General features: G+C 45.9%; 24 protein-coding genes, 20 tRNA genes and 1 rRNA gene. 2 read left to right on the top strand and 43 right to left on the bottom strand.

Annotated elements, in window-relative coordinates:
* Window positions 1-353 precede the first annotated feature (353 nt).
* The 22 genes from BQ5796_RS03150 to BQ5796_RS03045 all read right to left on the bottom strand — a co-directional run bounded on the left by BQ5796_RS03150 (window position 354) and on the right by BQ5796_RS03045 (window position 3,231).
* Window positions 354-429, bottom strand: a tRNA-Ala gene (locus BQ5796_RS03150).
* An 8-nt stretch (window positions 430-437) separates the two neighbouring features.
* Window positions 438-514: transfer RNA gene (locus BQ5796_RS03145), tRNA-Pro, on the bottom strand.
* Between the two features lie 6 nt (window positions 515-520).
* Window positions 521-597, bottom strand: a tRNA-Arg gene (locus BQ5796_RS03140).
* A gap of 13 nt (window positions 598-610) precedes the next feature.
* Window positions 611-699: transfer RNA gene (locus tag BQ5796_RS03135), tRNA-Leu, on the bottom strand.
* An 8-nt stretch (window positions 700-707) separates the two neighbouring features.
* Window positions 708-782, bottom strand: a tRNA-Gly gene (locus BQ5796_RS03130).
* Between the two features lie 5 nt (window positions 783-787).
* Window positions 788-872, bottom strand: a tRNA-Leu gene (locus BQ5796_RS03125).
* A 22-nt stretch (window positions 873-894) separates the two neighbouring features.
* A tRNA-Lys gene (locus BQ5796_RS03120) sits at window positions 895-970 on the bottom strand.
* Between the two features lie 7 nt (window positions 971-977).
* Window positions 978-1,053 (bottom strand) — tRNA-Thr (locus BQ5796_RS03115).
* Between the two features lie 25 nt (window positions 1,054-1,078).
* Window positions 1,079-1,154, bottom strand: a tRNA-Val gene (locus tag BQ5796_RS03110).
* Between the two features lie 9 nt (window positions 1,155-1,163).
* Window positions 1,164-1,279: ribosomal RNA gene (rrf, locus tag BQ5796_RS03105) — 5S ribosomal RNA — on the bottom strand.
* A gap of 231 nt (window positions 1,280-1,510) precedes the next feature.
* Window positions 1,511-1,584, bottom strand: a tRNA-Gly gene (locus BQ5796_RS03100).
* A gap of 37 nt (window positions 1,585-1,621) precedes the next feature.
* Window positions 1,622-1,698, bottom strand: a tRNA-Pro gene (locus tag BQ5796_RS03095).
* Window positions 1,699-1,704: 6 nt separating this feature from the next.
* Window positions 1,705-1,781, bottom strand: a tRNA-Arg gene (locus BQ5796_RS03090).
* A gap of 62 nt (window positions 1,782-1,843) precedes the next feature.
* Window positions 1,844-1,929 (bottom strand) — tRNA-Leu (locus tag BQ5796_RS03085).
* A gap of 60 nt (window positions 1,930-1,989) precedes the next feature.
* A tRNA-Leu gene (locus BQ5796_RS03080) sits at window positions 1,990-2,074 on the bottom strand.
* A 17-nt stretch (window positions 2,075-2,091) separates the two neighbouring features.
* Window positions 2,092-2,167 (bottom strand) — tRNA-Lys (locus BQ5796_RS03075).
* A gap of 6 nt (window positions 2,168-2,173) precedes the next feature.
* Window positions 2,174-2,248 (bottom strand) — tRNA-Gln (locus tag BQ5796_RS03070).
* A gap of 6 nt (window positions 2,249-2,254) precedes the next feature.
* A tRNA-Asp gene (locus tag BQ5796_RS03065) sits at window positions 2,255-2,330 on the bottom strand.
* A gap of 30 nt (window positions 2,331-2,360) precedes the next feature.
* Window positions 2,361-2,435 (bottom strand) — tRNA-Glu (locus BQ5796_RS03060).
* Between the two features lie 10 nt (window positions 2,436-2,445).
* Window positions 2,446-2,536 (bottom strand) — tRNA-Ser (locus BQ5796_RS03055).
* Between the two features lie 6 nt (window positions 2,537-2,542).
* Window positions 2,543-2,617: transfer RNA gene (locus tag BQ5796_RS03050), tRNA-Asn, on the bottom strand.
* A 152-nt stretch (window positions 2,618-2,769) separates the two neighbouring features.
* Complete coding sequence (locus BQ5796_RS03045; RefSeq protein WP_071461125.1) at window positions 2,770-3,231, bottom strand: SprT family protein; 462 nt, start codon at window positions 3,229-3,231, stop codon at window positions 2,770-2,772.
* A gap of 87 nt (window positions 3,232-3,318) precedes the next feature.
* Here BQ5796_RS03045 and cmpA point away from each other — a divergent pair, with 87 nt between their 5' ends.
* Entirely contained in the window at window positions 3,319-3,432 is a 114-nt protein-coding gene (gene cmpA / locus BQ5796_RS17790; RefSeq protein WP_097677974.1) for a cortex morphogenetic protein CmpA, read from the top strand.
* Between the two features lie 74 nt (window positions 3,433-3,506).
* Here the strand turns inward: cmpA and BQ5796_RS03040 are convergent, their stop codons facing one another.
* From BQ5796_RS03040 to acpS, 14 genes are all read right to left on the bottom strand, one after another.
* The gene (locus BQ5796_RS03040; RefSeq protein WP_071458911.1) at window positions 3,507-5,684 is read right to left on the bottom strand and encodes a Tex family protein; all 2,178 of its coding nucleotides are present in this window, start codon (window positions 5,682-5,684) and stop codon (window positions 3,507-3,509) included.
* A 121-nt stretch (window positions 5,685-5,805) separates the two neighbouring features.
* Entirely contained in the window at window positions 5,806-6,402 is a 597-nt protein-coding gene (locus tag BQ5796_RS03035) for a PP2C family serine/threonine-protein phosphatase (RefSeq protein WP_071458910.1), read from the bottom strand.
* Entirely contained in the window at window positions 6,399-7,193 is a 795-nt protein-coding gene (gene sigB / locus BQ5796_RS03030) for an RNA polymerase sigma factor SigB (RefSeq protein WP_071458909.1), read from the bottom strand. Before sigB ends, BQ5796_RS03035 begins: the two co-directional genes overlap by 4 nt.
* The gene (gene rsbW, locus BQ5796_RS03025; RefSeq protein ID WP_071458908.1) at window positions 7,171-7,644 is read right to left on the bottom strand and encodes an anti-sigma B factor RsbW; all 474 of its coding nucleotides are present in this window, start codon (window positions 7,642-7,644) and stop codon (window positions 7,171-7,173) included. The genes sigB and rsbW overlap by 23 nt, the downstream gene beginning before the upstream one ends.
* Complete coding sequence (locus BQ5796_RS03020) at window positions 7,641-7,973, bottom strand: anti-sigma factor antagonist (protein WP_071458907.1); 333 nt, start codon at window positions 7,971-7,973, stop codon at window positions 7,641-7,643. The genes rsbW and BQ5796_RS03020 overlap by 4 nt, the downstream gene beginning before the upstream one ends.
* 59 nt (window positions 7,974-8,032) lie before the next feature.
* On the bottom strand, window positions 8,033-9,043 hold the full coding sequence (locus tag BQ5796_RS03015) for a PP2C family protein-serine/threonine phosphatase (protein ID WP_071458906.1): 1,011 nt from the start codon (window positions 9,041-9,043) through the stop codon (window positions 8,033-8,035).
* Window positions 9,044-9,054: 11 nt separating this feature from the next.
* The gene (locus tag BQ5796_RS03010) at window positions 9,055-9,456 is read right to left on the bottom strand and encodes an anti-sigma regulatory factor (protein ID WP_071458905.1); all 402 of its coding nucleotides are present in this window, start codon (window positions 9,454-9,456) and stop codon (window positions 9,055-9,057) included.
* A 4-nt stretch (window positions 9,457-9,460) separates the two neighbouring features.
* On the bottom strand, window positions 9,461-9,817 hold the full coding sequence (locus tag BQ5796_RS03005) for an STAS domain-containing protein (RefSeq protein ID WP_071458904.1): 357 nt from the start codon (window positions 9,815-9,817) through the stop codon (window positions 9,461-9,463).
* Entirely contained in the window at window positions 9,814-10,647 is an 834-nt protein-coding gene (locus BQ5796_RS03000; RefSeq protein WP_071461124.1) for an RsbT co-antagonist protein RsbRA, read from the bottom strand. The genes BQ5796_RS03005 and BQ5796_RS03000 overlap by 4 nt, the downstream gene beginning before the upstream one ends.
* Before the next feature lie 242 nt (window positions 10,648-10,889).
* On the bottom strand, window positions 10,890-11,240 hold the full coding sequence (gene ndoA, locus BQ5796_RS02995) for a type II toxin-antitoxin system endoribonuclease NdoA (protein ID WP_019156408.1): 351 nt from the start codon (window positions 11,238-11,240) through the stop codon (window positions 10,890-10,892).
* A gap of 4 nt (window positions 11,241-11,244) precedes the next feature.
* Window positions 11,245-11,526: a CopG family ribbon-helix-helix protein gene (locus tag BQ5796_RS02990; protein WP_071458903.1), complete on the bottom strand. Its 282-nt coding sequence runs from the start codon at window positions 11,524-11,526 to the stop codon at window positions 11,245-11,247.
* A gap of 157 nt (window positions 11,527-11,683) precedes the next feature.
* On the bottom strand, window positions 11,684-12,853 hold the full coding sequence (alr, locus tag BQ5796_RS02985; RefSeq protein ID WP_071458902.1) for an alanine racemase: 1,170 nt from the start codon (window positions 12,851-12,853) through the stop codon (window positions 11,684-11,686).
* 131 nt (window positions 12,854-12,984) lie between these two features.
* Window positions 12,985-14,007 carry a LolA family protein gene (locus BQ5796_RS02980; RefSeq protein ID WP_071458901.1) on the bottom strand — a complete coding sequence of 341 codons (1,023 nt, stop codon included), beginning with the start codon at window positions 14,005-14,007 and terminating at the stop codon, window positions 12,985-12,987.
* A 187-nt stretch (window positions 14,008-14,194) separates the two neighbouring features.
* Window positions 14,195-14,545, bottom strand: a complete 351-nt coding sequence (acpS, locus tag BQ5796_RS02975) for a holo-ACP synthase (RefSeq protein WP_071458900.1) — start codon at window positions 14,543-14,545, stop codon at window positions 14,195-14,197.
* Between the two features lie 114 nt (window positions 14,546-14,659).
* Here acpS and BQ5796_RS02970 point away from each other — a divergent pair, with 114 nt between their 5' ends.
* Window positions 14,660-15,247 (top strand): rhomboid family intramembrane serine protease, encoded by a 588-nt coding sequence (locus tag BQ5796_RS02970; protein ID WP_071458899.1) that lies wholly within the window; start codon window positions 14,660-14,662, stop codon window positions 15,245-15,247.
* 4 nt (window positions 15,248-15,251) lie between these two features.
* Here BQ5796_RS02970 and BQ5796_RS02965 read toward each other — a convergent pair whose 3' ends face one another.
* The 7 genes from BQ5796_RS02965 to BQ5796_RS02935 form a co-directional block, all read right to left on the bottom strand.
* Window positions 15,252-16,682 carry a PH domain-containing protein gene (locus BQ5796_RS02965; RefSeq protein WP_071458898.1) on the bottom strand — a complete coding sequence of 477 codons (1,431 nt, stop codon included), beginning with the start codon at window positions 16,680-16,682 and terminating at the stop codon, window positions 15,252-15,254.
* On the bottom strand, window positions 16,675-17,154 hold the full coding sequence (locus BQ5796_RS02960) for a PH domain-containing protein (protein ID WP_071458897.1): 480 nt from the start codon (window positions 17,152-17,154) through the stop codon (window positions 16,675-16,677). Before BQ5796_RS02960 ends, BQ5796_RS02965 begins: the two co-directional genes overlap by 8 nt.
* An 88-nt stretch (window positions 17,155-17,242) precedes the next feature.
* On the bottom strand, window positions 17,243-18,211 hold the full coding sequence (uvsE, locus tag BQ5796_RS02955; protein WP_071458896.1) for a UV DNA damage repair endonuclease UvsE: 969 nt from the start codon (window positions 18,209-18,211) through the stop codon (window positions 17,243-17,245).
* The gene (locus tag BQ5796_RS02950) at window positions 18,198-18,785 is read right to left on the bottom strand and encodes a hypothetical protein (protein WP_141769924.1); all 588 of its coding nucleotides are present in this window, start codon (window positions 18,783-18,785) and stop codon (window positions 18,198-18,200) included. The genes uvsE and BQ5796_RS02950 overlap by 14 nt, the downstream gene beginning before the upstream one ends.
* A 95-nt stretch (window positions 18,786-18,880) precedes the next feature.
* Window positions 18,881-20,338, bottom strand: a complete 1,458-nt coding sequence (cshA, locus tag BQ5796_RS02945) for a degradosome RNA helicase CshA (protein WP_071458894.1) — start codon at window positions 20,336-20,338, stop codon at window positions 18,881-18,883.
* Window positions 20,339-20,788: 450 nt separating this feature from the next.
* Window positions 20,789-22,168, bottom strand: a complete 1,380-nt coding sequence (locus BQ5796_RS02940) for a UDP-N-acetylmuramoyl-tripeptide--D-alanyl-D-alanine ligase (protein ID WP_071458893.1) — start codon at window positions 22,166-22,168, stop codon at window positions 20,789-20,791.
* 98 nt (window positions 22,169-22,266) lie between these two features.
* Entirely contained in the window at window positions 22,267-23,337 is a 1,071-nt protein-coding gene (locus tag BQ5796_RS02935) for a D-alanine--D-alanine ligase (RefSeq protein WP_071458892.1), read from the bottom strand.
* Window positions 23,338-23,540: the final 203 nt, after the last annotated feature.

Below are 23,540 nucleotides of genomic sequence, written 5' to 3'. Positions count from 1 at the left end.
AAAGGATTATCCGGTATTAGCTCCGGTTTCCCGAAGTTATCCCAGTCTTACAGGCAGGTTGCCCACGTGTTACTCACCCGTCCGCCGCTGACTTCCGGGAGCAAGCTCCCTTCTGTCCGCTCGACTTGCATGTATTAGGCACGCCGCCAGCGTTCGTCCTGAGCCAGGATCAAACTCTCCATAAAAGAGTGAGTGATTAGCTCATCAAATAAAACGTTGGCTGATGGTCAGTGACCATCATATTATTGTTTGTTGACGCTTGTTTGTTTAGTTTTCAAAGAGCAATTTGTGGTGGCCGCTAAAGCGACTCTATTAGTATAAAACATCGACTGGTATAAAGTCAATAGTTTTTTTGGTGGAGCCTAGCGGGATCGAACCGCTGACCTCCTGCGTGCAAAGCAGGCGCTCTCCCAGCTGAGCTAAGGCCCCATAAAAAATGGTCGGGAAGACAGGATTCGAACCTGCGACCCCTTGGTCCCAAACCAAGTGCTCTACCAAGCTGAGCTACTTCCCGATAATATGGCGCGCCCGAAAGGAGTCGAACCCATAACCTTCTGATCCGTAGTCAGACGCTCTATCCAATTGAGCTACGGGCGCATATTCGTATGATTGGTGCCGAGGACCGGAATCGAACCGGTACGGTAGTCACCTACCGCAGGATTTTAAGTCCTGTGCGTCTGCCAGTTCCGCCACCCCGGCGGAAAGCATGGAGCGGAAGACGGGATTCGAACCCGCGACCCCAACCTTGGCAAGGTTGTATTCTACCACTGAACTACTTCCGCAAAAATGGTGCGGGTGAAGGGAGTCGAACCCCCACGCCTTGCGGCGCCAGATCCTAAGTCTGGTGCGTCTGCCAATTCCGCCACACCCGCATATGTTTAATGAAAAGAAAAATGGTGAGCCATGAAGGACTCGAACCTTCGACCCTCTGATTAAAAGTCAGATGCTCTACCAACTGAGCTAATGGCTCGTACAAATGGTGCCGGCGAAAGGAATTGAACCCTCAACCTACTGATTACAAGTCAGTTGCTCTACCAATTGAGCTACACCGGCAAGTGAACAATGAACATGTCCAAAATGGTGGAGGATGACGGGATCGAACCGCCGACCCTCTGCTTGTAAGGCAGATGCTCTCCCAGCTGAGCTAATCCTCCGTATAAACCGCCTGGCAGCGTCCTACTCTCACAGGGGGAAACCCCCAACTACCATCGGCGCTGAGAAGCTTAACTTCCGTGTTCGGTATGGGAACGGGTGTGACCTTCTCGCCATCGCCGCCAGACTATTTGGTTTGAGGATTGTTCCCTCAAAACTGGATAATGTATGTTTCAGAAGGCGCTCGACTTGCATGTATTAGGCACGCCGCCAGCGTTCGTCCTGAGCCAGGATCAAACTCTCCATAAAAGAGTGAGTGATTAGCTCATCAAATAAAACGTTGGCTGATGGTCAGTGACCATCATATTATTGTTTGTTGACGCTTGTTTGTTTAGTTTTCAAAGAGCAATAAATTAGTTGGAGCGGGTGATGGGAATCGAACCCACGACATCAGCTTGGAAGGCTGGAGTTTTACCATTAAACTACACCCGCATATTATGATTGTTGTTTATCGATCGAAAGTGCTCCATGGTCGGGAAGACAGGATTCGAACCTGCGACCCCTTGGTCCCAAACCAAGTGCTCTACCAAGCTGAGCTACTTCCCGATAATATGGCGCGCCCGAAAGGAGTCGAACCCATAACCTTCTGATCCGTAGTCAGACGCTCTATCCAATTGAGCTACGGGCGCGTATTTTACTGAAGCAACTTTTATATTGTACCACAACCTCGTTTGGCTGTCAATACTTTTTTTGGTGCGGCCGAGAGGACTTGAACCTCCACGGGGTTGCCCCCACTAGGCCCTCAACCTAGCGCGTCTGCCATTCCGCCACGACCGCACGTTGTTAACCAGGCTTATATTATAACCCGTCTTCATTTATCATGTCAACAAGTTTTTTTGGTGCGGGTGAAGGGAGTCGAACCCCCACGCCTTGCGGCGCCAGATCCTAAGTCTGGTGCGTCTGCCAATTCCGCCACACCCGCATATGTTTAATGAAAAATGGTGAGCCATGAAGGACTCGAACCTTCGACCCTCTGATTAAAAGTCAGATGCTCTACCAACTGAGCTAATGGCTCAAAAAATGGCTGGGCTAGCTGGATTCGAACCAACGCATGACGGAGTCAAAGTCCGTTGCCTTACCGCTTGGCTATAGCCCAAAATAATGGCGGTCCCGACCGGGATCGAACCGGCGATCTCCTGCGTGACAGGCAGGCATGTTAACCGCTACACCACGGGACCAGATGGTTATATTGATGTTTCTATCAGTATTGGTGACCCCTACGGGATTCGAACCCGTGTTACCGCCGTGAAAGGGCGGTGTCTTAACCGCTTGACCAAGGGGCCGAAATTAAAATGGCGGAGAAGGAGGGATTTGAACCCTCGCGCCGCTTACGCGACCTACACCCTTAGCAGGGGCGCCTCTTCAGCCTCTTGAGTACTTCCCCGAATAATGGCTCCGCAGGTAGGATTCGAACCTACGACCGTTCGGTTAACAGCCGAATGCTCTACCACTGAGCTACTGCGGAATACTTTTAATTTGTCAATATTGGGCAATCGCCGTTATCGACTCTTAAAATTATAATCATGCATCGAGCTGTTGTCAAGAAGCTTATTAAAAATTTGTTTCAGACTGAATACCAGTCACGATTTAATACTTTACCAGCATGTCATGCAGTTGTCAATCACTTTTCTTAAATAATTTCCCACGGCACTTTCCACATACAAAACGCGCAGTATCAACAACCCTTTTCCTGCGGTACTGCAGATTGCAGAGGGAACACTCATAAATAAGGATCTTATTTGGTTTTCTTTTTGCCCTTGTGTTTGGAAGCTCTGAGCAAAATCTAGGTGCATTCACTTTCGCCAAAAGTTGACGGAAATCATAATCGCGATGTTTATAACCCTTCCCCTCAAGATGGAGATGGTAATGGCAAAGCTCATGCCGGATGATTCCTTTTAGTTCCTCTTCCCCAAATTCTTCGTAGTATCGTTTATTTACTTCTATATTATGGGTTCGAAGCATATACCTTCCCCCTGTTGTCCTAAGACGGGGATTAAAATAAGCAGCATGGCGGAACGTTTTTTGAAATTCGTGCAGCGAAATAGACTCCACCAACCTTTGAAGCTGCTCGTTTTCCATGCCTCTCCCTCCTATTTGTGAACATGACAACCTATTATAGCATATAATAACTTTGCCTTTTAAGATTGATACCTGGAGGGATGACATATGCCCGTCTGGTTCCAGAATCAAATGAAAAAAGCATTCTATGAAAAAAATAGGTCGCAAATCAAACTGCTGAATCAGTGCTGGTTTTTCTACAGAAAAAAGCAATCCGTCTAATCTCGCTTTCCCGTGAAAAAGAAAGGCCGTCCACCCCTTTGAAATCAAAGGGCGCTTGACAGCCTCTTTTCTCATTATCCTTCTGGGGAGAGCATTGTTAAGCTCACCCTTCCTTTTTTCGCATCGATGCTGTCCACCCATACAGTGACAATATCACCGACAGAGACGACATCTAGAGGATGCTTTACAAATCTATTGCTCAGCTTTGAAATATGGACCAGTCCATCCTGCTTGACACCGATATCAACAAATGCCCCGAAATCGACGACGTTTCGGACAGTGCCTTGAAGTTCCATCCCTGGCTTCAAGTCTTCCATCTTTAAGATGTCTTTTTTCAGCAGAGGTGCCTGCAGTTCATCACGTGGATCGCGGTTCGGCCTTGTTAGTGCATCAATCATATCTTTCAAAGTCAGTTCGCCAATTTCAAGTTCCTGTGCGGCCTGCGCCTGATTCAACCCTCTCAGCGCCTCTTTCAGTTCATTTGAACCGATATCCTTGCTTGTAAAGCCAAGGCTTTTAAGCAGTTTCTTTGCAGCTTCATAGCTTTCAGGGTGAATTCCCGTTCTATCGAGCGGTTCTTTTCCATCGACAACCCGAAGAAAGCCGATTGCCTGTTCATAAGTCTTTGCACCTAAGCGAGGAATTTTCTTGAGTTGTACCCTGCTCGTGAACTTTCCTTCTTCCTCCCTTTTTTTCACAATATTATGAGCTACTGTCTTAGATAATCCCGCGACGTATTGAAGCAAGGAGGAGGATGCTGTATTTACGTTGACCCCAACCTGGTTAACGGCTGTTTCCACAACAAAACCTAAAGAATCAGACAATCGTTTTTGGCTAACATCATGCTGGTATTGACCGACACCAACCGATTTAGGATCAATTTTCACAAGTTCAGCTAGCGGATCTTGCAGGCGTCTCGCAATGGAGACAGCGCTTCTTTCTTCTACTTGAAAGTCTGGGAATTCTTCTCTTGCAAGGTCTGATGCAGAGTAAACACTGGCACCTGCCTCGTTCACGATTAAATAGTAAATATCATCATTCAATTCCTTTAACACACTCGAAACAAATTGCTCCGTTTCACGAGAGGCAGTTCCATTTCCGATCGCAATCATCTCTACTCGATAGTCCCTGATTATCTTGGTGAATTTGTCTCTCGCTTCCCGCGCTTTTGAAACAGGAGGATGGGGATAAATCACGCCTATTTCCATGACCTTTCCCGTCTCATCCACCGCGGCAAGCTTACAGCCTGTCCGAAAGGCTGGGTCCACTCCAAGAACGACCTTCCCTTTTAACGGTGGCTGAAGCAGGAGTTTACGGAGGTTCTCAGAAAAAATATGAATTGCCTGTTCCTCCGCCCGCTCGGTCAGTTCATTGCGGATTTCCCGCTCAATCGATGGCTGTATCAGTCTCTTGTAGGCATCCTCAAGCGCTTCCAACACTGCTTGAGCAGAAACGGAATGTTCATTTTGAATCCACTTTTTCTTTAAGTACTGCATGATGCTTTCGTTATCCACTTTGATCCCGACACGAAGAATGTCTTCTTTTTCCCCGCGGTTGAGGGCTAGGATGCGGTGCGGAACAATCTTAGCAATCGATTCTCCGTACTCATAATACATCTCATATACTCTCTTCTCGTCCTTTTCCTCGTCCTTTACAGCCGATTCTACCGTTCCGGTTTTCAGTGTTTGCGCACGGATTGCTTTTCTTACTTCCGCATCATCGGAAACCATCTCAGCAATGATATCTTTTGCGCCATCAATCGCTTCGGAAGCATCTGCTGCTCCCTCTTCATTACCTGTATACTCCTCGGCTTTCTCCATAAGGCTGCCTTCCGCAGGAAATTGCAGCATCCATAGCGCCAACGGCTCGAGACCTTTTTCCCGGGCCACAGTCGCTTTTGTACGGCGTTTCTGCTTATATGGCCGATAAAGGTCTTCCACTTCCTGCAGCTTCGAAGCTTTTTGTATCGATTTCTTTAATTCCGGGCTCAGCTTTCCCTGCTCCTCGATGATTCTGATGACCTCATCTTTGCGCTGCGCAAGATTTTGTATGTATTGCCATCTATCAATGATATTCCTGATTTGCACTTCATCGAGAGCACCCGTCTGTTCTTTTCGGTAACGAGCGATGAAAGGCACCGTGTTGCCCTCTTCGACGAGCGCGATTACGCTCTTGACTTGCTTAGGTGCAATGCTTTGTTCCGCTGCAATGCTCTTTACAAATTCCTCTTGCCTATTTAACGTCTTTTCCAAATCATCAGCCTCCATTTTCCATCATGGATCGAAGCGGCCCTACGGCCTACTTAATAGTTTACCAAATATCGATGCCGCTTTCCTTTTCTTAAAAAAAAACCACAAAAAAGAAGCGTCCTTATCACAGGAGGCTTCCAACAATGAAAGTTGCGTCATCCGCGCTGTTTTGATGAGTTGAAATAATTTCTTCGGCAATTACGCTGACAGGGCGGTAGCCCTTCAGCAACGATTTTGCCCCATGAATATCAAAGCCATCTGAATAAATCAAAAACTTGGAATCTGGTTCATAGAAATAGCGTTGTGTATTAAATACTTGCGGCCTCCCGGAAAGATATCCAGTTACAGGAAGGGGATAGGTGAGTTTGCCATCAGGTGAATAAAGGAAGAAGCGGATGTTGCCAACACAACTGTAGACAAATTCCCGCGTTTTAAAGTGCACCTTAAAGATGGAAACAGCCGCTCCCCGTTTGTGGGCAAGAACTTCGTTACACCTTTTCATCAATACTTCTACATCTTCCTGATGGTTTTGTTCCACTAAAGACACAACAGCCATTGACGATTCGTTCGCGAATTTCCCGCTTCCAAGCCCATCAGCAACAACACAGATGAAATAATCATCCGTTGCGGTGAAGTAAAAACTATCGCCGCATTCCTGTTTACCTTCTTTCGTTGTCTGGTGCACAAAGAGGTCGAGCTGTTCATGGAAACGTTGTTTCATGTAGAAATCTCCGAGCTGCTGTTTTCAGCATGAATGGCTTCCTGAAGCTTTTTAATCGCCCTCCGCTGAAGGCGGGATACATGCATTTGTGAAATTCCAAGCTGTTCTCCTGCTTCTTTTTGGCTCATATTTTCAAGATAAGTATATTGAATAATGAGTTTTTCGCGGTCTGACAGTACATGAAGGACTTTTTCCAACACAAGCCGCTGGTTGATTTTTTCATATCCTTCATCCACATTACCAACAATATCAAGCAGTGTGACGGTGCCGCCATCGGAATCCGCTTCAATGGAATGGTCAACAGAAAGCGCCTGATAGCTCTTTCCCATTTCCATCGCTTCCAGCACTTCTTCTTCCGATACTTCGAGAAATTCCGCAATTTCCTCCACTCGTGGTGAACGATGCAGCTTTGTTGTCAGCTCTTCCACGGTTGTCTTTATTTTCGGGCCGAGCTCTTTGATTCTTCTGGGAACATGAACGCTCCATGTCTTGTCCCTGAGGAATCGTTTGATTTCACCGATGATTGTCGGCACGGCAAATGCTTCAAAGCTCTTACCGAAAGATTCATCATACCTTCTAATTGCTCCAAGCAGTCCAATCATTCCGACCTGAACGATATCCTCGTGGAATGACCTGCCTTTGGAGTATTTGCGTGCGATTGTTTCAACAAGACTTTGATAATGTAAGACCAGTTCACTTTGGGCGTCATCATCCTCGTAAAGCTGGTAAGCTTTGATTAATTCATTGACTTTTTCCTTTGTTTTCTGATTAGGTTGAGATTGTCTCTGCATCTATCTCCACCTGCTCTCCTTCTCGGTACTTGGTCATGAAGACCGTGACGCCCTCTTTGTGATGAACCCTTACTTCATCCATCAATGTTTCAATCAGATACAGCCCCAAGCCTCCTTCACGAAGGAACTCTATTGAATCATTTTGGTCGTATGGTCCAAGACCTTCGCAGGCAGAGTGGAAATCGAAGCTTTGCCCGTTGTCTGCAACCATGACCTCCAGACGGTCTTCATAAAGTCCGAATCCAATTATTACTTCACCTTTTTCTTTATTCTCATAGGCATGCTGAACCGCGTTCGTACACGCCTCACTCGTTGCAATTTTCAAATCCTCAATCTCATCGTACGAAAAACCCATTCGACTGGCAATTCCAGATAGCGTCAATCTGATAACACCGACAAATTCAGGCTTCGCCGGTATTTTCATTTCGATATAATCAAACAGCTGACTCATTGGACTCCACCCTCTATCTCGCTGTTGATATCGATGATATCAGCCAGGCCTGTAATTTCAAAAAGCCTTTGCAGCCGGCTGGACAAACCGACGATTTTAAACTCACCCTCGTTGGCGCGGACATTTTTAAAGACACCAACAAAGACACCGAGACCAGTACTGTCCATATAGGAAACGCCTGAAAGGTCCACCGTCATTTTGACGCCATTCATCTCCGACATTGGAAAAAGCGTTTCGCGAAGCTTCGGCGCAGTGTATGCATCAATTTCTCCGCTTACTTTTATCTCAGAAACTGAATTTATTTCCTTTACATCAATAGATATATTCATTCCCTGACCCACCTTTTACATTCGATTGCATTTTAACCTTTACCCGAATCACTTCCAAGCTAAACCGTCTTTTTTAAAATTATTAAGGTGAAATCGTCCCGCAATTGAAAGTGTTGAACCTTTTCAAGTTCTTTGAAAATATTATTGACGATTTCCTGAGCGCTCAAGTCAATGTATTTGTCTATATACTCCATGAGCGTTTCCCTTTCAATGAACCCTTCTTCCGTCCTGCACTCTGTCACTCCATCAGACATAAGGACAATCATGTCGCCCGGAAAGATTTCCATTTCATACTGGCGGTATTTTGTTCTTTTCTCTACACCAAGCAGCAGTCCCCTTGCATTCAGGTCCCGATATTCTTTCGTTTCCGCATTGTAGTAGAAACCAGGCTCGTGCCCCGCTGAAGCGTAAGAAAATTTGTTTGCAGCAGGGTTGAACATGCCATAAAACATCGTAATGAACATGCTTCGGTCTACGTTTTGCTCCACTACCCTGTTCAGACTTTCAAGGATGCTGCTAGGCTCCATCCGGTTTTCCGGAAGGCTGTCCATCGCGTATTTGATCATTGACATACAAAGCGCAGCAGGGATCCCCTTCCCGATCACATCCGCGATGGCAACACTCGTGCAGCCATCCTCATCCTGGACAAAATGGAAATAGTCACCGTTCATATGCTTGGCAGGAACACTGATTGCACCTATATCAAGCTCTTCCACCATCGGTACATTCGTTCCTAAAAGGGTTTGTTGGACATTCGCCGCAATTTCCATTTCGGAACGCAGTTCTTCCTGTTGGTGTCGGAGGCTTTGGTGCTCTCTATATGCCAACCCATAGCCTATCATCACTTCCAGCAGGACATCGAACGAATTCAGTACGCTTTCCGGAACTTCCGGATACATTTCGGCGAGCAAACTCTTATGTAGGCTTACAATCTCTTCAGGTGATATTTTATGCTCAATAGACTTTCGGCTGAATTTCTGTCCCGCATATAACGCTTGCTCTGATTGCTCCTTGATGTAATTTTCAAGGAGTTCCCGATACTTTGACTCCATCATTTCTCGGAATTCCATAACCCTTCCCCCTAACGGAGCCATTTAGTCGCTTTTATCATTGTGCCTTTACCTTCGGCTGACTCGATATTAAAATCATCCATTAATCTTTTCACTCCAGGTAAACCGGCTCCCAGTCCACCGGAGGTTGAAAAACCGTCTTCCATCACCTGACGTATATCCTTTATTCCGGGACCATCGTCCGCTGCAAGAATCCGAAGTCCGGCTTTACCTGTTTCATTCAGCTTATCAATGCAAATTTGTCCCTTGCCGGCGTATAGATAAATATTTCTTGCTAGTTCGCTTATAGCCGTAGTGATCCTCGCTTGATCAACGGTACCGAAGCCTAGCTCTTTGGCAACATTGCGCCCTAGCTGGCGTGCCGCTACAATATCCCATTCATTTATAATGGTCACACAGGATTGGATGCTCATGCACTCATTCCCCCAATTCCTGTTGTAATTTCTCCAAACCTTTTTCCAAGTCCAGCGCTGTCATAACATCTTCAAGGGCAATGCCAAGCTCAATGAGTGTGATGGCAACTGCAGGCTGTATTCCTGTAATGACCACTTTAGCTCCCATAAGCTTTGACATGCTGATTACATCACCTAACACCTTTGCAATGAATGAATCTATAAAATCAATGGAAGTCAAATCAATAACGACTCCATTTGCGCTGGTTTCATGTATTTTGTACAGTAAATCTTCCTGGAACTGAAGGGCTGTGTGATCGTCTAGTTCCCATTGAATGGAAACAAGCAAACAATCATACAATTTTAGGATTGGTATTCTCACATCGCTCCCCCCGTTTCGACAATTTCTCTGTTCGTCAAATGAAGTGCTGCCTCAATTCCTTTCTTAAGCGTGCTCTTCGTAGTGAACTGGTTGAGATTAATACCAAGATTAACAATCGTCTGTGCAATTTCCGGCCTAATTCCGACTAGCATGCACTTTGCCCCAATCAGCCTCACCGCTTCTGCAGCCCGAATGATATGATGCGCAACCATCGTATCCACCACAGGAACACCGGTAATATCAATCAGCACCACCTGAGCATGATGTTTTACTGCTCCCTTCAACAGATTTTCCATAATCTGCTTAGCGCGCTCCGTATCAATCGTCCCGACAAGCGGCATAACGCTGATTCCTTCAAAAACCGGAATCAGTGGTGCAGACAACTCTTGGAGTGCCATTTTTTGGAGAGAAACCGTCTTCTCCCAAGTAGCCGAGTAGACGCTGACGATTTCATTGTTCATCGGTGTGAACCAGTCATCAAACTGATGCACCATGTCCATCTGGTTTTCACGGTTGATCGTCCCGCTTTCTTCCATACGATTGAAGACAATTCTTTCAAAAGTATGCAAGCCGCGGGTAACAAATGTCAGCGGCCATCCGAGCCGCACAACCTTTTCTGCAAAATCGGACAGCTTGGCATTGAAGTCATCTTTCATCCCTTTTATGTTAGAAATGATCAAATCGATAAATTCACCGCTAGTGACTGTGAAGACTTGGTCTGAAACAGCCTTGATTACTCGGTCTTCGGCTGTTTCTTTCGTCGATTCGATCCATTCTTTCAATATTTCATGTTTATGTTCTTGAATATAATTGACAATTACTTTGTTAATAATCTCCACCTCATTTTAACATACAAGATTTTACATTACCCTAATAGCGTAAATGTAAACGAAATATAATAGCAACCAAAAGTTCACATTTTTTGTATAGTTCAATTAAATGATAACACTGTAGTATCCGTCAAATGATAAAAGACCGATTATAAAGAAAAAGCCAGCTGATTCCAGCTCGCTCTAAGGGTTGGGAAATGTATCCACCGCTAAATAAAAAACGCCTGAAATAGGCGTTTATCTTAAAATTCAATGAGACCCAAACTAATTTGCAGGGCTTCGTCCACTTTTTCCATCATTTCGTCATCAAGATGGGTAATCTTATCGGTTAGACGCTGCTTATCAATTGTTCGGATCTGTTCCAGCAGTATGACGGAATCTCGTTCAAATCCATAACGTTTCGCATCAATTTCAACATGTGTAGGCAGCTTCGCCTTCTGAATCTGGGCAGTGATCGCTGCAATGATTACTGTGGGACTAAACCGATTCCCGATGTCGTTTTGGATGACAAGCACTGGACGGACGCCGCCTTGTTCTGAACCAACAACTGGGGATAGGTCCGCAAAATAAACGTCGCCACGTTTTACAATCAAGGGATTAGCCTCCGCTTACTAAACGTTCGACTGTATTTTCTGCCTCGAATTCTGCCTGGAAGGATTCAGAAGCAATCGTCAAATTAATTTTCGCCATTTCCATATAGCCCCGTCTCATAGATTCGCGAATCTGTCTTTTTTTTCGCTCCCGCAAGTACATCTTCGTTGCCTGGTAAATGAATTCACTTCGATTGACATTATCCTGTTTCACAAAGCCGTCCAATTCTGTCAGCAGGTGTTGCGGTAACTTCACCATAATTTCAGTTGTTGCGCTGGATTCAGACACAAACATACACCTCCACCATCATCACTACAAGCCGTTACTTATCTTTTTAATTTTCTACCATTTTCAATATTATCACTAAATGGGCCCGATGCAAAGTCAAATTGGCAATTCTTACGTAGTATCACCAAAAAAACTTGTTCTTTATGCATCAAAGACCTCAATCATTAAATCCCTGAAGAATGCGATTTTTCACGCTGGTGATCCTGCCATCTTTCCGAAAAACCCTTGGAACCCTGTAAGAAATGAGACAGGGAACTTCGTAATTGATCGTTTCTAGTTTATCCGCAATTTCATCAACGGTCACTTGTTCTTCTTCTTGAGTACCAATAAGGGTAGCCATGGTTCCGACCTTCACTTCAAAAGGAAGCTTCACCATGCACTGATCCATGCAGATCCGACCAACGATAGGACAACGCTTGCCATCCACCAGCACTTCCTGACCCTGCAGCCTTCTGATCCAGCCATCCGCATAGCCGATTGGGAGGGTTGCAATCCACTCATCGCCTGAAGCTTCATAGGTGGCTCCATAGCTGACTTTATCGCCTTTTTCCAGTTTTTTCACATGCGCTACTTGAGTATGGAGAGAGAATACTTCTTCCAATTTTACCGGAATAGCTTGTTTCATTTCCGGGGACGGCGAGAGCCCATACATCGAAATTCCGATTCGGACAGCATTGAACTTAGCATCGCTGCGCTTTAAAGCGGCGGCGGTGTTGCTGCAGTGTACAAGCGGCGGTTGGTTATCAAGAGCTGATATAAAATGTTTAAATTTAGAGAGCTGCTCATCAAAATAACCTTCCTCATTCTCATCTGCTGTCGCAAAATGCGTGAAGATTCCTTCAAACGTAAATATACCGTTATCCATTAAAATGGTTTCCGCGTCCTTAAGCTCCTCTATATGGCGAATCCCGATTCTCCCCATGCCTGTATCCACTTTTAGATGGACTGCAAGAGGGACAGCCGAATCCATGCATTTTGCTGCCTTTTCTAACCACTCAGCCTGAAAAACAGTAAGGGCAATCTCTTGCTTTGCCGCTAATGCTGCATCTTCTGGCCTGCTGGCACCAATTACAAGAATTGGAGACCGGACTCCCGCTTGTCTCAAAGCGAATGCCTCGTCTAAAAACGCGACGGCCAGCCGTGATGCTCCCGCCTCGAGCGCTGCCTCGGCTGTTTCGAGCGCGCCGTGCCCATACGCATCCGCCTTTACGACAGCAATAATATCCGTCTTATCCCCAATATAGTCTTTAATTCGCTTCAAGTTTCGCGAGATTTTATCAAGATCGATTTCTGCCCATGTATCGCGGTAGTAATGCTGTTCTTCCACTTACTGCACTTCCTTTATTCCGTTCAATTTCTCCTCGTACCATTATCAAACCATGGCAGTCTATTGTCAAATGGTTATTTTTTACGAAAAAAAGCAGGCTCTACAGCGAAGAGAGCCTGCTCTGTGGCATCTTATTTCACAGCGTCTGCCTGGACTGATTCGGCAACCATCTCCATTTCTTCTGGTGTCAGGTTGGTGGAAGCAAGGGTGTAGTCCACCCCATCATGCGTCCACTTGATGCTGTTACCTGTCATGGAACCAATGGTGAAACCTAGATCAACAGGTTCCCCGTTTACGCTGATGGGCGATGCGGAGGTTGGCATGACATCCGTTTTTTCCTGGATGATGGTGAAGGATTTATCCTTCCCCTCATAGGTCAGGACCATCCTCTTTCCATCCTCCGTCTTCATCTCTTTTTCCCCTTTCAGCGTGACTCCAGGCAGTTCTGCAAGAGGGTACTTAACGGAGAATTCCTTTTTATCTCCTTTTGCTTCTCCCATTACAGGAACCTCCAGCTGAGATGCCGCAAGATTCTTTTTCATATCAAAAGCGTTATTATCGAACTCTGCTCCAAACTTCACATTTGAGAATTCCACCTTAACGAGCGCTTTCCGGTCAGAATCCATTACCTTCACACTGACAGGAGCAAGGCTTTTTTTATCAAGGGTAATTTCTTGCAGCGGAAGCATTTTATTGTTCTGGTAACGCGTTTTCGTTTCAAAGACATAATGTTCTTTCGTAGCGGAAAATTTGGCTTCTTTATCTTCGAGAATATCCTGGACCAATGACTCGTATAAATAGGCTTGGCTGCTGTTTTGCGGCCAATTGCTCTGAAACTTGAAGCTTTTATTCAAGGCAGGAGTCAGGACAAATACTCCTTCTTTATTCCTGAGAATCATCTGGCTTTGGTCCTTCTTGGCGTTCTTTAGATTGACTCTGTAAAAGGAAGGATCCTTATGCCATATCTCCACATCGTACACTTGCGGTTCCGTGCCCATTTCAAGCGTCATTTTCGCCTTAGCCTTATAGCTCTTCAAACCCGAAAGCTTTCCATCAAGGTCCTTAACAACTGATTGCTGAGACTTCGCTCCGCACGCTGCCAGTGAAAATACAACCATTAGTCCGGCGAGAATCAGCAAAAACTTCCTCTTCATTCTTCCACCCCTTTTTTGGTCTTATATCAATAGGAAAGGGAAAGAAAAGACAGGATGAAACTTCCGGCAGCATGAGTCTTCATGCCCCATTTTCCCGCCGCCTAGTCTTGTCTCCCCTGTTGCACTACGAATATATGAGACAACCAAAGGGTTTATTCTAAAATATTGTCCACCATAGGATATCAGTCTAAGCTTCAATGATAACTTGGGCTACCGCGTATTCCCTGCTGTGAGAAATGGATAGATGGACACTATCGGTTTGCGGGCGCAAAATGACTGGTCGGCCCTCTTGTGTATTTCCAGTCTCGATATCGAGGAAAGACAGCGAGGCACCAATTCCTGTGCCAGCAGCCTTAGCATACGCTTCTTTTGCCGCAAATCGGCCGGCGAAATACTCCAGTCTCCTTGCTCCGCTCAGCTTTGAGAATACCACGCGCTCCTCTACTGTCAATATCCGCGACACAAACTTTGGCTGCTTCTCAAGCAGTTCGGCCACCCTGCTGATTTCCACGATATCAATTCCCGTACCTTTAATCATCGTTCATCATCCTTCTAAAAAAATCATCATTATCATAAAAATAAGTACTGGTTCTAGCCTTGCCTTATCAAAAAAGGCTATTCTAATAGTATAAGCATAGAAAGGAGGAAGTATATGTTCTCGCGCACGGAGAGTTTCAATGAGTTTATTCGCTACTATCCGGCGATTACCGCCATCATCCTGATTCACTTGATTCTCTATATCCTAACAGCTTTGCCTTTTTTGCCTACACTGCAAGTATTCGAACTGCTGTCGGGTGTTAACCTCTACATCGCTGAAGGAGAATTCTGGAGGCTTGTCACCCCCATATTCGTTCATGCCGGTTTCACCCATGTTTTGTTCAACAGTTTTTCGCTCGTGCTGTTTGGGCCTGCATTGGAACAGATGCTCGGCAAAGCAAAATTTCTTGCAGTCTACCTTGTCACAGGTGTGCTTGCTAATGTGGCGACATTCTTCCTGGAACCGCTCACTTACATCCATGTCGGAGCAAGCGGAGCGATTTTTGGACTTTTCGGCTACTATATTGCCATGTCCTTATTTCGGAAAGATTTATTGTCAAACGAAAATTCCCAAGTCATTTTGACAATCGCAGCGATTGGTGTTGTCATGACTTTTATCCAGAAGGATATCAACGTCACCGCCCATATCTTTGGACTGATTGCAGGATTCCTTGCGGGGAGGCTAACGCTTCCTAAAGTATAGGAGATTAGCTTTCCTCTCTTGAGAACCAGTGGTAGACACTTTGTGCATCGTCTTTATCCATGTCCATCACTTTCCCGCCGGACGCCCCCGCCCCTGATTTTACCGCTGCGGTAATAGTGGAAAGTTCTTTCTTTTTCTGAAAAGGACTTTCGACAAGCGTGAGCGATTGTACTTTTTTCTTTTTCATCATCACTGTTTGGCGAGAGAAGCCTCTCGCCCGCAAAGTCAGGCTGTCGTCTTCAAGACAAAAACCTGCGTCTTTAAAACTCAACCATGACCAGGGCGCAGAAATGGCAAACAGCAAGAATGACAGCAAGCCCCACTCTTTAAAAAAGACGAGAGCAAGGATTACGAGCGGCGCTGCCATGATCCAGCCTCTGAAGATATACCGGCGGAGCGATTGGCGCGGCAATCCTTTCAGAGCCGGCGCTAGTTGATAGCCTTCCAAGTATGGTTCTAAAAGTGCAGGAATCTTGTCTTTTTTGATGACTGGGAGAACGAGTACTTTCCAGCTTTCTACGTTCCCGGCAGAGCCACCAGCACTATGGACAGAAGCTGATGCAAGACCGAAAATTTGCCGAAGTGGATTCTCGACAATCCTTACTGCCTGTATTCTGTTCAGCGGAATGGTGAATTGCCGCTTCTCCAGCAAGCCCCTTGTAATGACAAGGTCTTCCCCTACCTTTTTCACCTTATAATTCGCGTATTTCACAAGCGTCGCTACGACAGATGCTGCCCATGCGAGAAATAGGACGATGAACACAGCAAGAGCAATGAAGGCCATCCCTTTTGCAGCGTATTCTGATACGTCTTTGAAAATCTTTTTATAAGGAATGACTTCATCCAATTGAAATGCAAAAGCAAAGACAGCAGAAAGAATTACCCCCATCCCGCCAGAAGTGGTTGCAAGCAGGACAAGCTCTTTGCCTGTCATCCTATAGATAACAGACCCGTTTGTCTCCTCTAAGCTTTCTGCATCCGCAGTTTTTTGTGACTTCGCTCGAACGAGCATTTCTTGGATGACGCCTGCTTCTTTTTTGGTGATCGCAACAAGCTCCGCATCTCCTTTGCCGCCCCCCGTCGACCCTGCGGTTTCGACTGTAACCTTTACAAGGCCGAAGATCCGCTGAAGAATGCCTTCCGAATAATCAAGACTTTGAATTCGTTCAAATGGAATATATCGTTTGTGCTTGACGAAAAGGCCGTACTCAATCCTCAGCTCTCCTTCCTCGATGCGATAGGTAAATCGATACCAGGAGATAACTCCGGCAACGAGAAAAAGGATCGCTACCCCAAGCGCACCAACCAAATAACCCAAATCAAAATTATTGCTTCCAAAAATCACAAATACACCGAACGGAACAATCATATCCTTAATTTGTCGAACCGTATTCAGAACAGCGGCGATAGGATGCATCCTCTTTGGCTCAGACATCTTCTTCCGCCACCCTAGCAAGCCTTGAGATGAAAACCCTCAGCTGTTCAGCTTCTTCAATCTCAAGAGCTGGGATTTCGTGCACTGTTGCGGCAGTGGAAACTGCCACGCTAGCAAGCCCATATTTTCGCAGCAGCGGACCTTGCTTTGTGTCCACATGCTGGACGCGGATCATTGGAACGAGTGTCCGTTTCACAATAAACACACCGTGCTGCAGCTCTACTTCCTGATCTCTCACTTCATAACGCCAGCGCTTCCAGCGAAGCTTTGGAACAAACCAAATCGCCATGTAGCCGTGAAGCAGGCAAATGGCGACCACTGCCGGAATAATCCAGATCGGCCAGTCAAAAATGACGGCTGGCACAATAATTCCCCCTCCCACAAGCAATACAATCAAAAATGCAATTGCCCCTGTTACTCTCCAGACAGTAAGGGCACGTTCCGAAATTTTTGTTTGCGGTTCTAATACCATACTAATTACCTCCCGCCTTCTGTTTATAGCACCTTCAGTATATCGTAAACCTGCTTCTGGAGGGGAGGATTTTTCAAAGATATAGGAATCATCGCCCGATTCTGAAAGTTGCTGGTCCGAGTCTTTCCATTCCGGTTTCAGTGGAAAGATCCTCCGCTAACTTGAACAGAGCCAAATCTTTTTGCTTCGCCTCAATCATGCAATGAACTTCCGGAAGTGATCCTTTTATTCCATGCAAAAATTCCATGAACATGGCAGGATCGATATAGTCAGCATGAGCGCGATAGTTGTCTGTACAACGCGGACTGGAAATATGCATTTTTACCGGCAGCGGAGACTGCTCCCATGTTGCTATCGTTCTCTGCCAATGTTCCTTCCAGTCTTCTTCTCCAGGATTTGCGAGGTGATGGTGATAGTCGAACACATGTGGAATACCGAGCTTCTCGCATAGGTATAGCGTATCGTTCATCGTGAAGCTCTTATCGTCATTCTCAAGCATCATCATTTTTTGAATTGCCAGCGGAATCCTACCCCAATTCTCGATAAACTGTTCCAACGCTTTTTCCTTGTTCTCATAAGCGCCTCCGACATGAAGAACGCATCGGTGCGTTGTGTCAATGCCCATTCCTGCAAGCAGCCTTCGATGCAGTGCCAGCGTTTTGACGGATACTTGCAGAATATCCGTTTTGGCCGCGTTCAAGAGGACAAAATGATCTGGATGAAAGTCCACCCTCATCTGGCTTTCTTTTAAGAAACTCTTTATCTCTTGGAGCGATTCCCGAAGCGGCGCCATGTAATCCCAATCACTTAGTTCATCATGGTTCGCTAAGGGGATCAGCTTCGAACTTAAGCGAAAAAATTCTATTCCATTAGCCTTGTTATGCCTCAAAAGCCTCAGGCAATTATGCAGGTTGGAAACCGCAATCCGCTCAAGCTTCCGAATCGCTGCCTCCCGGTCTGGTATTTGTGAAAACTGCCGAAATGTCATCGTCTTCGAAGGCGAGGCATTCTTCAGCTCCATGCTCATCGCCACATACCCCAGTTTAATGATCGTCATCTGCCATCCCCCTTTTTTGGGTATTAGGAATAGTATGCCCGATTTTGCTAGGCTGCCGCCGCTGGGACAGCATTCTGTTCGGCGCAATGATCACGGAAAGCGTGCACTGGTAGCTATGAGTGATTTCCGCACAATGGCGCTGGACTCCGCTCACCGCACCGCCCAAAACAGGAGTAACCTTGATAAAAAAGGCGCCACGGCTGCTGTTGGTTGATTTTCGCGCAAAGTTGGCTGATTTTTCGCCAAGCTTGGTTGATTCTCGTCCGAAGTTGGCTGATTTTTCGCCAAGCTTGGTTGATTCTCGCCCGAAGTTGGCTGATTTTTCGCCAAGCTTGGTTGATTCTCGCCCGAAGTTGGCTGATTTTCGCCAAGCGTGGTTGATTTTCGCCCGAAGTTGGCTGATTTTTCGCCAAGTTTGGTTGATTCTCGCCCGAAGTTGGCTGATAACTCGATCAGGGAAGCGATTTACCTCAAAAACTGGTTGACTCCGCCATGCGAGAGCGAGAAAGCCTCTCCTGATTAGCAGAAATCGTTGAGAACCCAAACTTGAGCGATTTCCCCGAGATACAGCCAATTCATCCGCCATATCACGGAACAATGCGCTCTTCCTTCCGCATGACCCTCCGCTAAAACAAAAAAAGGCATGCCGCAAGCAGCATGCCTTCACTATTATCTTGGTGTACGAGATGTTTTGTTAGAAGATCCTTGGCGCTTTCCACCGCCTGTACGCGGCTTGAATGGACCTTTTTTGCCTTTGTTATACGATTCTTGTCCTCTTCTTCTGTCAGAGAACTTCTTGTTGCGCATTGGAAGCGGCTTTTCTTCTGTTAAGACAACAGGGGTTGTATCCGGTTCTTTAGTCATCAGCTTCAGGACGGAAGCCACAACTGTTACCGGGTCATTATTTTCAAGAAGCTCGTTGGCAGCCTGGCGATAGTATTGAAGGTTGTTCGACTCGATAGTCTGAACAATTTTTTCGACGACCGCCCTTTGCTGGCCTTCCAATGCTTGATCAAGCGTTGGTGCATTCATGCGCTGCATTTTTTTCTTTGTTGTGCGCTCTACTACTTCCAGGTAAGATTTTTCACGCGGATTGACGAATGTCATTGCCATACCTTGCTTACCTGCACGGCCAGTACGTCCAATACGGTGGACATAGCTTTCTGGATCTTGAGGGATGTCAAAGTTATAGACGTGAGTAACACCGGAAATGTCCAGACCACGTGCGGCAACGTCTGTGGCAACAAGAACATCGATGGAGCCTTCTTTAAACTTACGTAGGACGGACATCCTTTTTGCCTGTGTCAGATCGCCGTGGATACCTTCCGCTGTATAGCCGCGAAGATTCAGCGCTTCAGAAAGCTCATCGACACGGCGCTTCGTACGGCCGAAGACGATAGCAAGCTCTGGTGATTGAATGTCAAGCAGCCTTGTCAGAACATCGAATTTGTTTTTTTCCTGCACTTCTACATAGTATTGATCGATAAGAGGAACAGTCATTTCCTTCGTCTTCACTCGGATGACTTCTGGATCTTTCATGAAGCGCTCTGCAATCTTGCGGATTGGCACAGGCATTGTTGCTGAGAACAGCAATGTCTGGCGCTCGCTTGGAATGGATGCGAGAATGCTTTCGATATCCTCGATGAAGCCCATATTCAACATTTCATCCGCTTCGTCCAGGATGACTGTTTCTACTGTATCAAGGCGAAGTGTCTTCCTTTTAATGTGGTCAAGCAAACGTCCCGGAGTACCAACAATGATATGCGGGCCTTTTTTCAACGCGCGGATTTGACGGTTGATATCCTGTCCGCCATAGATTGCGAGCACGCCAATTCGCTTGCCAGCACCGATTTTGTATAGCTCCTCGGAAACCTGAACTGCTAGCTCCCTAGTAGGAGCAATGATGATTCCTTGGATGACACGGTTTTCCTTCTTAATCTTATCGATAAGCGGTATACCGAATGCCGCAGTCTTTCCTGTTCCTGTCTGCGCCTGTCCAATCAAGTCCTTGTTTGCCAAACTCACTGGAATCGTTTCAGTCTGAATTGGTGTTGCTTCTTCGAATCCCATTTTTTTAAGCGATTTTAATGTTGCTTGGCTAATACCTAAATCTTCAAACATTGTCAACTTTGCTCATTCTCCTTTATTTCTGCATTTAATTTATATCATTTTTAAGTGGCTTTAAGTATATCTCAGGTCATTGCAGTATCTGGTTAAATTGTACACCTGTGAAAGGCGAGGTGCCAGCGCGCGGTTTGAAATTTGAAGGCGGCAGCGCTTGATGAAATGCTGTTTCCGTCAGAGTCACGATACGGGGCAGACATACTGCGCGCAACTGATAGTAGCAAAAAAGACATTCTCCAGTACGGGAGTATGTCCATTAACAGGATTTTCTTACGTAGACACTTGATGTTAATCTTACCACCCACAGGAAGGGATTGCAATGAAAGAGGAATAACAGACAGGTTATTTTCTTCTCTAATCCTTCCCTCCCAATGCGGCAATAAACTTTGGTAATTTAAGGAAAAAATAATTTTGGACTGCCACAATCATTATCATATCCCTTTATCCTTGATTTCAACCTTCCTGCTGCAAGGAAAAAACGACTTCCTCAAGTCTCATTCCACGTGAGGCTTTTACTAGGAGCAACGTTTCACTGTTCACATACTCTTTTAGCTTTTCAGATAGGAGCGTTTTATTCTGAAAAGCAAAAACATGCTCCTCACCCAGTACTTCGGCAGCCCCTTTTGCGATATACGCGCCGAGTTTTCCGTAGGTGAAAACATACTGGATTTTACCAGCCTCCAGCTCTTTCCCAATTTGCTCATGGTATTCCGCTTCAAGTGGTCCCAGCTCCAGCATATCCCCCAGAACAAGGATTTTACGCTGGAAACCAGTCAGATTGGAAACAAGGTCAATGGCCGCCTTCATAGCAGTCGGGCTTGCGTTGTAGGCATCGTTGATGATTTTCTCTCCGTGCTTTCCTTCTACCATTTCCATCCTCATGCTTGTTAGTTTCAAGCCCGCGAAACCATCACCCATGCTGTCAAATGGCACTCCAAGGAACTCGGCCGCAAGCATTGCTGCAAGTGCATTAAGAATATTATGTGTACCAAGAACAGGCAAATGGAAAACAAAATCGCTTTTGTTCGTCACGAAATTGCTTCCGCCTGCCACCTGCTCCATTTTCACAGGATAAAGATCATTGTCATGATTTTTCCCAAATGTCTTCAGCGTCCCATCCCCGCTGTAATTCTTTAATCGCTCCTGAAGCAATGGCTCATCGCCATGGAAAATAATCTCTCCGCCGCCCTTTAACCCTTGGATAATCTCAAGCTTCGCATCCGCAATCGCTTCGCGGGATCCAAGATCAAGCAGGTGCGCCTCGCCGATATTTGTAATGATGACCGCATCAGGACGTGCCAGTTTTGTCAAAAGCTCAATCTCGCCTTTGCTGCTCATCCCCATTTCAAGGACAGCAACCTCAGTATCTCGGCGAAGTCCAAGGATGGTTAACGGCAGGCCAATATGGTTGTTATAATTTCCTTCTGTTTTTTGCACTTTATACTTTCGTGCAAGAAGATTTGCTGTCATATCCTTCGTCGTTGTTTTGCCATTACTCCCAGTAATCCCAAGGATTTTGACGTCAAGCTCGTCCCTATATCCTCTGGCAAGTTCCTGGAGTGCTGCAAGCGTATCGTCCACCAGAATGATCGGCAGATGTTCCGGAGCATTCGGGACATCCTTCTGCCAAAGCGAAGCATGCGCACCGCTCTTTATGGCTTCTTCCACAAATCGGTGGCCGTCCGTCTTCTCACCTTTGAAAGGAATGAAAAGATTGCCTTTTGAAATCTTACGGGTATCGATTGAGACTCCGCCAACAGCAACGTCGCCGAACTCTTCGCGAAAATCGCCTGAAACTAGCGCTGCTATCTCTTTTAACTTCTTCTCTATCATTGCGCTTTCCTCCTATGAAAAATAAATCCCCCCTGCGCGGCAAGCAAGGAGTAAAAGGCAAGACATCAAAGATCAAAGAATGCCCCGCCACACTGTCATTACATTGTGTATTTTATCTTTTGTTTTTGCTCATGACGTTCTATTGCAAGGTCGACAAGCTTTTCAATCAGCTTTGGATACTCAAGCCCAGTATGTTTCCACATCAGCGGGAACATGCTGAATGGAGTGAATCCAGGCATCGTGTTTACCTCATTAATCAGAATTCTGCCTTCCTTATCCATGAAGAAATCTGCTCTCACAAGGCCGGAGCAGTCAAGCGCCTTATACGCCTTGATTGCCATCTCTTTCAGCTCTTCGTATTTCTCAGCAGGCATTTCCGCTGGAATGATTAACGCAGTGTTACCATCTTCATATTTTGCGTTATAGTCATAAAAATCTTTCTTCGGTACGATTTCTCCACATACAGAGCACTCAGGGTGGTCATTGCCCAAGACACCGATTTCGATTTCTCGTGCTACAACGCCTTCTTCTACGATGATTTTTCTGTCAAACTGGAAAGCTTCCTTAAATGCCTTCTCGAGTTCCGCGCGGCTGTTAGCTTTGGATATCCCTACGCTTGAGCCAAGGTTCGCCGGCTTGACAAAGCATGGGTAGCCTAATTTCTCCGTTTTTTCATATGCCGCTTCTGGATTTTCTTCCCATTCACTCTTCAAGAAAGAAACATAATCCACTTGTGCAAGCCCTGCCTGTGCAAAAATATTCTTCATAATGATTTTGTCCATGCCGGCAGCTGATGCAAGCACCCCATTTCCTACATAAGGCAGGTTCAACAGTTCAAGCAACCCCTGAACAGTGCCATCCTCCCCGTTCGGACCGTGAAGAAGAGGGAAAATTACATCGAACTTTTCATTGTTGCTGCTCTGGAAAACAGCCGGTGTGAAAGAGCCGGAAGCAAGGGATTCTCCTTGAGTAAAAGCAAGGGATTTCACATCTTCAGGCGGCGCGAGTAGCTGGGGACCTTTCACCCATTCGCCTTCTTCGTTTATGTAAATAGGATGTATTTCAAACTGATGGAAGTCGAGCGCTTTCGTCACTGCAAGCGCCGTCTGCATCGATACTTTATGCTCCGCTGATTTGCCGCCGTACAGCAGCCCAATTTTTGTTTTCATTTTTTTAGAACCTCCATTATCGTCTAAATCCAATACCGCCCATTCCTGATTTTGGAATGGTAATAAAAAACGAATGCTTTTTTATTTTACCACTATCAGCCCAAAGAAAGGAGCCAGATCCTAATTGGAAAAAAGATTTTATCACACTGTAATCCTTTTGAAATGATATTTATCGCTACTATACATATGTGAAAGTTGCCTTG

This window comes from Bacillus massilinigeriensis (genome assembly GCF_900111815.1).
Classification (GTDB): Bacteria; Bacillota; Bacilli; order Bacillales; family Cytobacillaceae; genus Mesobacillus_C; species Mesobacillus_C mediterraneensis.
This window is presented reverse-complemented; position numbering and strand designations above follow the sequence as displayed.

Excerpts from the sequence above, each read along its gene's own strand:
- BQ5796_RS03045 (WP_071461125.1), bottom strand. The coding sequence starts at position 3,231 with ATGGAAAACGAGCAGCTTCAAAGGTTGGTGGAGTCTATTTCGCTGCAC.
- cmpA (WP_097677974.1), top strand. The coding sequence starts at position 3,319 with ATGCCCGTCTGGTTCCAGAATCAAATGAAAAAAGCATTCTATGAAAAA.
- BQ5796_RS03035 (WP_071458910.1), bottom strand. The coding sequence starts at position 6,402 with ATGAAACAACGTTTCCATGAACAGCTCGACCTCTTTGTGCACCAGACA.
- sigB (WP_071458909.1), bottom strand. The coding sequence starts at position 7,193 with ATGCAGAGACAATCTCAACCTAATCAGAAAACAAAGGAAAAAGTCAAT.
- rsbW (WP_071458908.1), bottom strand. The coding sequence starts at position 7,644 with ATGAGTCAGCTGTTTGATTATATCGAAATGAAAATACCGGCGAAGCCT.
- BQ5796_RS03020 (WP_071458907.1), bottom strand. The coding sequence starts at position 7,973 with ATGAATATATCTATTGATGTAAAGGAAATAAATTCAGTTTCTGAGATA.
- BQ5796_RS03015 (WP_071458906.1), bottom strand. The coding sequence starts at position 9,043 with ATGGAATTCCGAGAAATGATGGAGTCAAAGTATCGGGAACTCCTTGAA.
- BQ5796_RS03010 (WP_071458905.1), bottom strand. The coding sequence starts at position 9,456 with ATGAGCATCCAATCCTGTGTGACCATTATAAATGAATGGGATATTGTA.
- BQ5796_RS02980 (WP_071458901.1), bottom strand. The coding sequence starts at position 14,007 with ATGAAGAGGAAGTTTTTGCTGATTCTCGCCGGACTAATGGTTGTATTT.
- acpS (WP_071458900.1), bottom strand. The coding sequence starts at position 14,545 with ATGATTAAAGGTACGGGAATTGATATCGTGGAAATCAGCAGGGTGGCC.
- BQ5796_RS02970 (WP_071458899.1), top strand. The coding sequence starts at position 14,660 with ATGTTCTCGCGCACGGAGAGTTTCAATGAGTTTATTCGCTACTATCCG.
- BQ5796_RS02965 (WP_071458898.1), bottom strand. The coding sequence starts at position 16,682 with ATGTCTGAGCCAAAGAGGATGCATCCTATCGCCGCTGTTCTGAATACG.
- BQ5796_RS02960 (WP_071458897.1), bottom strand. The coding sequence starts at position 17,154 with ATGGTATTAGAACCGCAAACAAAAATTTCGGAACGTGCCCTTACTGTC.
- uvsE (WP_071458896.1), bottom strand. The coding sequence starts at position 18,211 with ATGACGATCATTAAACTGGGGTATGTGGCGATGAGCATGGAGCTGAAG.
- BQ5796_RS02940 (WP_071458893.1), bottom strand. The coding sequence starts at position 22,168 with ATGATAGAGAAGAAGTTAAAAGAGATAGCAGCGCTAGTTTCAGGCGAT.
- BQ5796_RS02935 (WP_071458892.1), bottom strand. The coding sequence starts at position 23,337 with ATGAAAACAAAAATTGGGCTGCTGTACGGCGGCAAATCAGCGGAGCAT.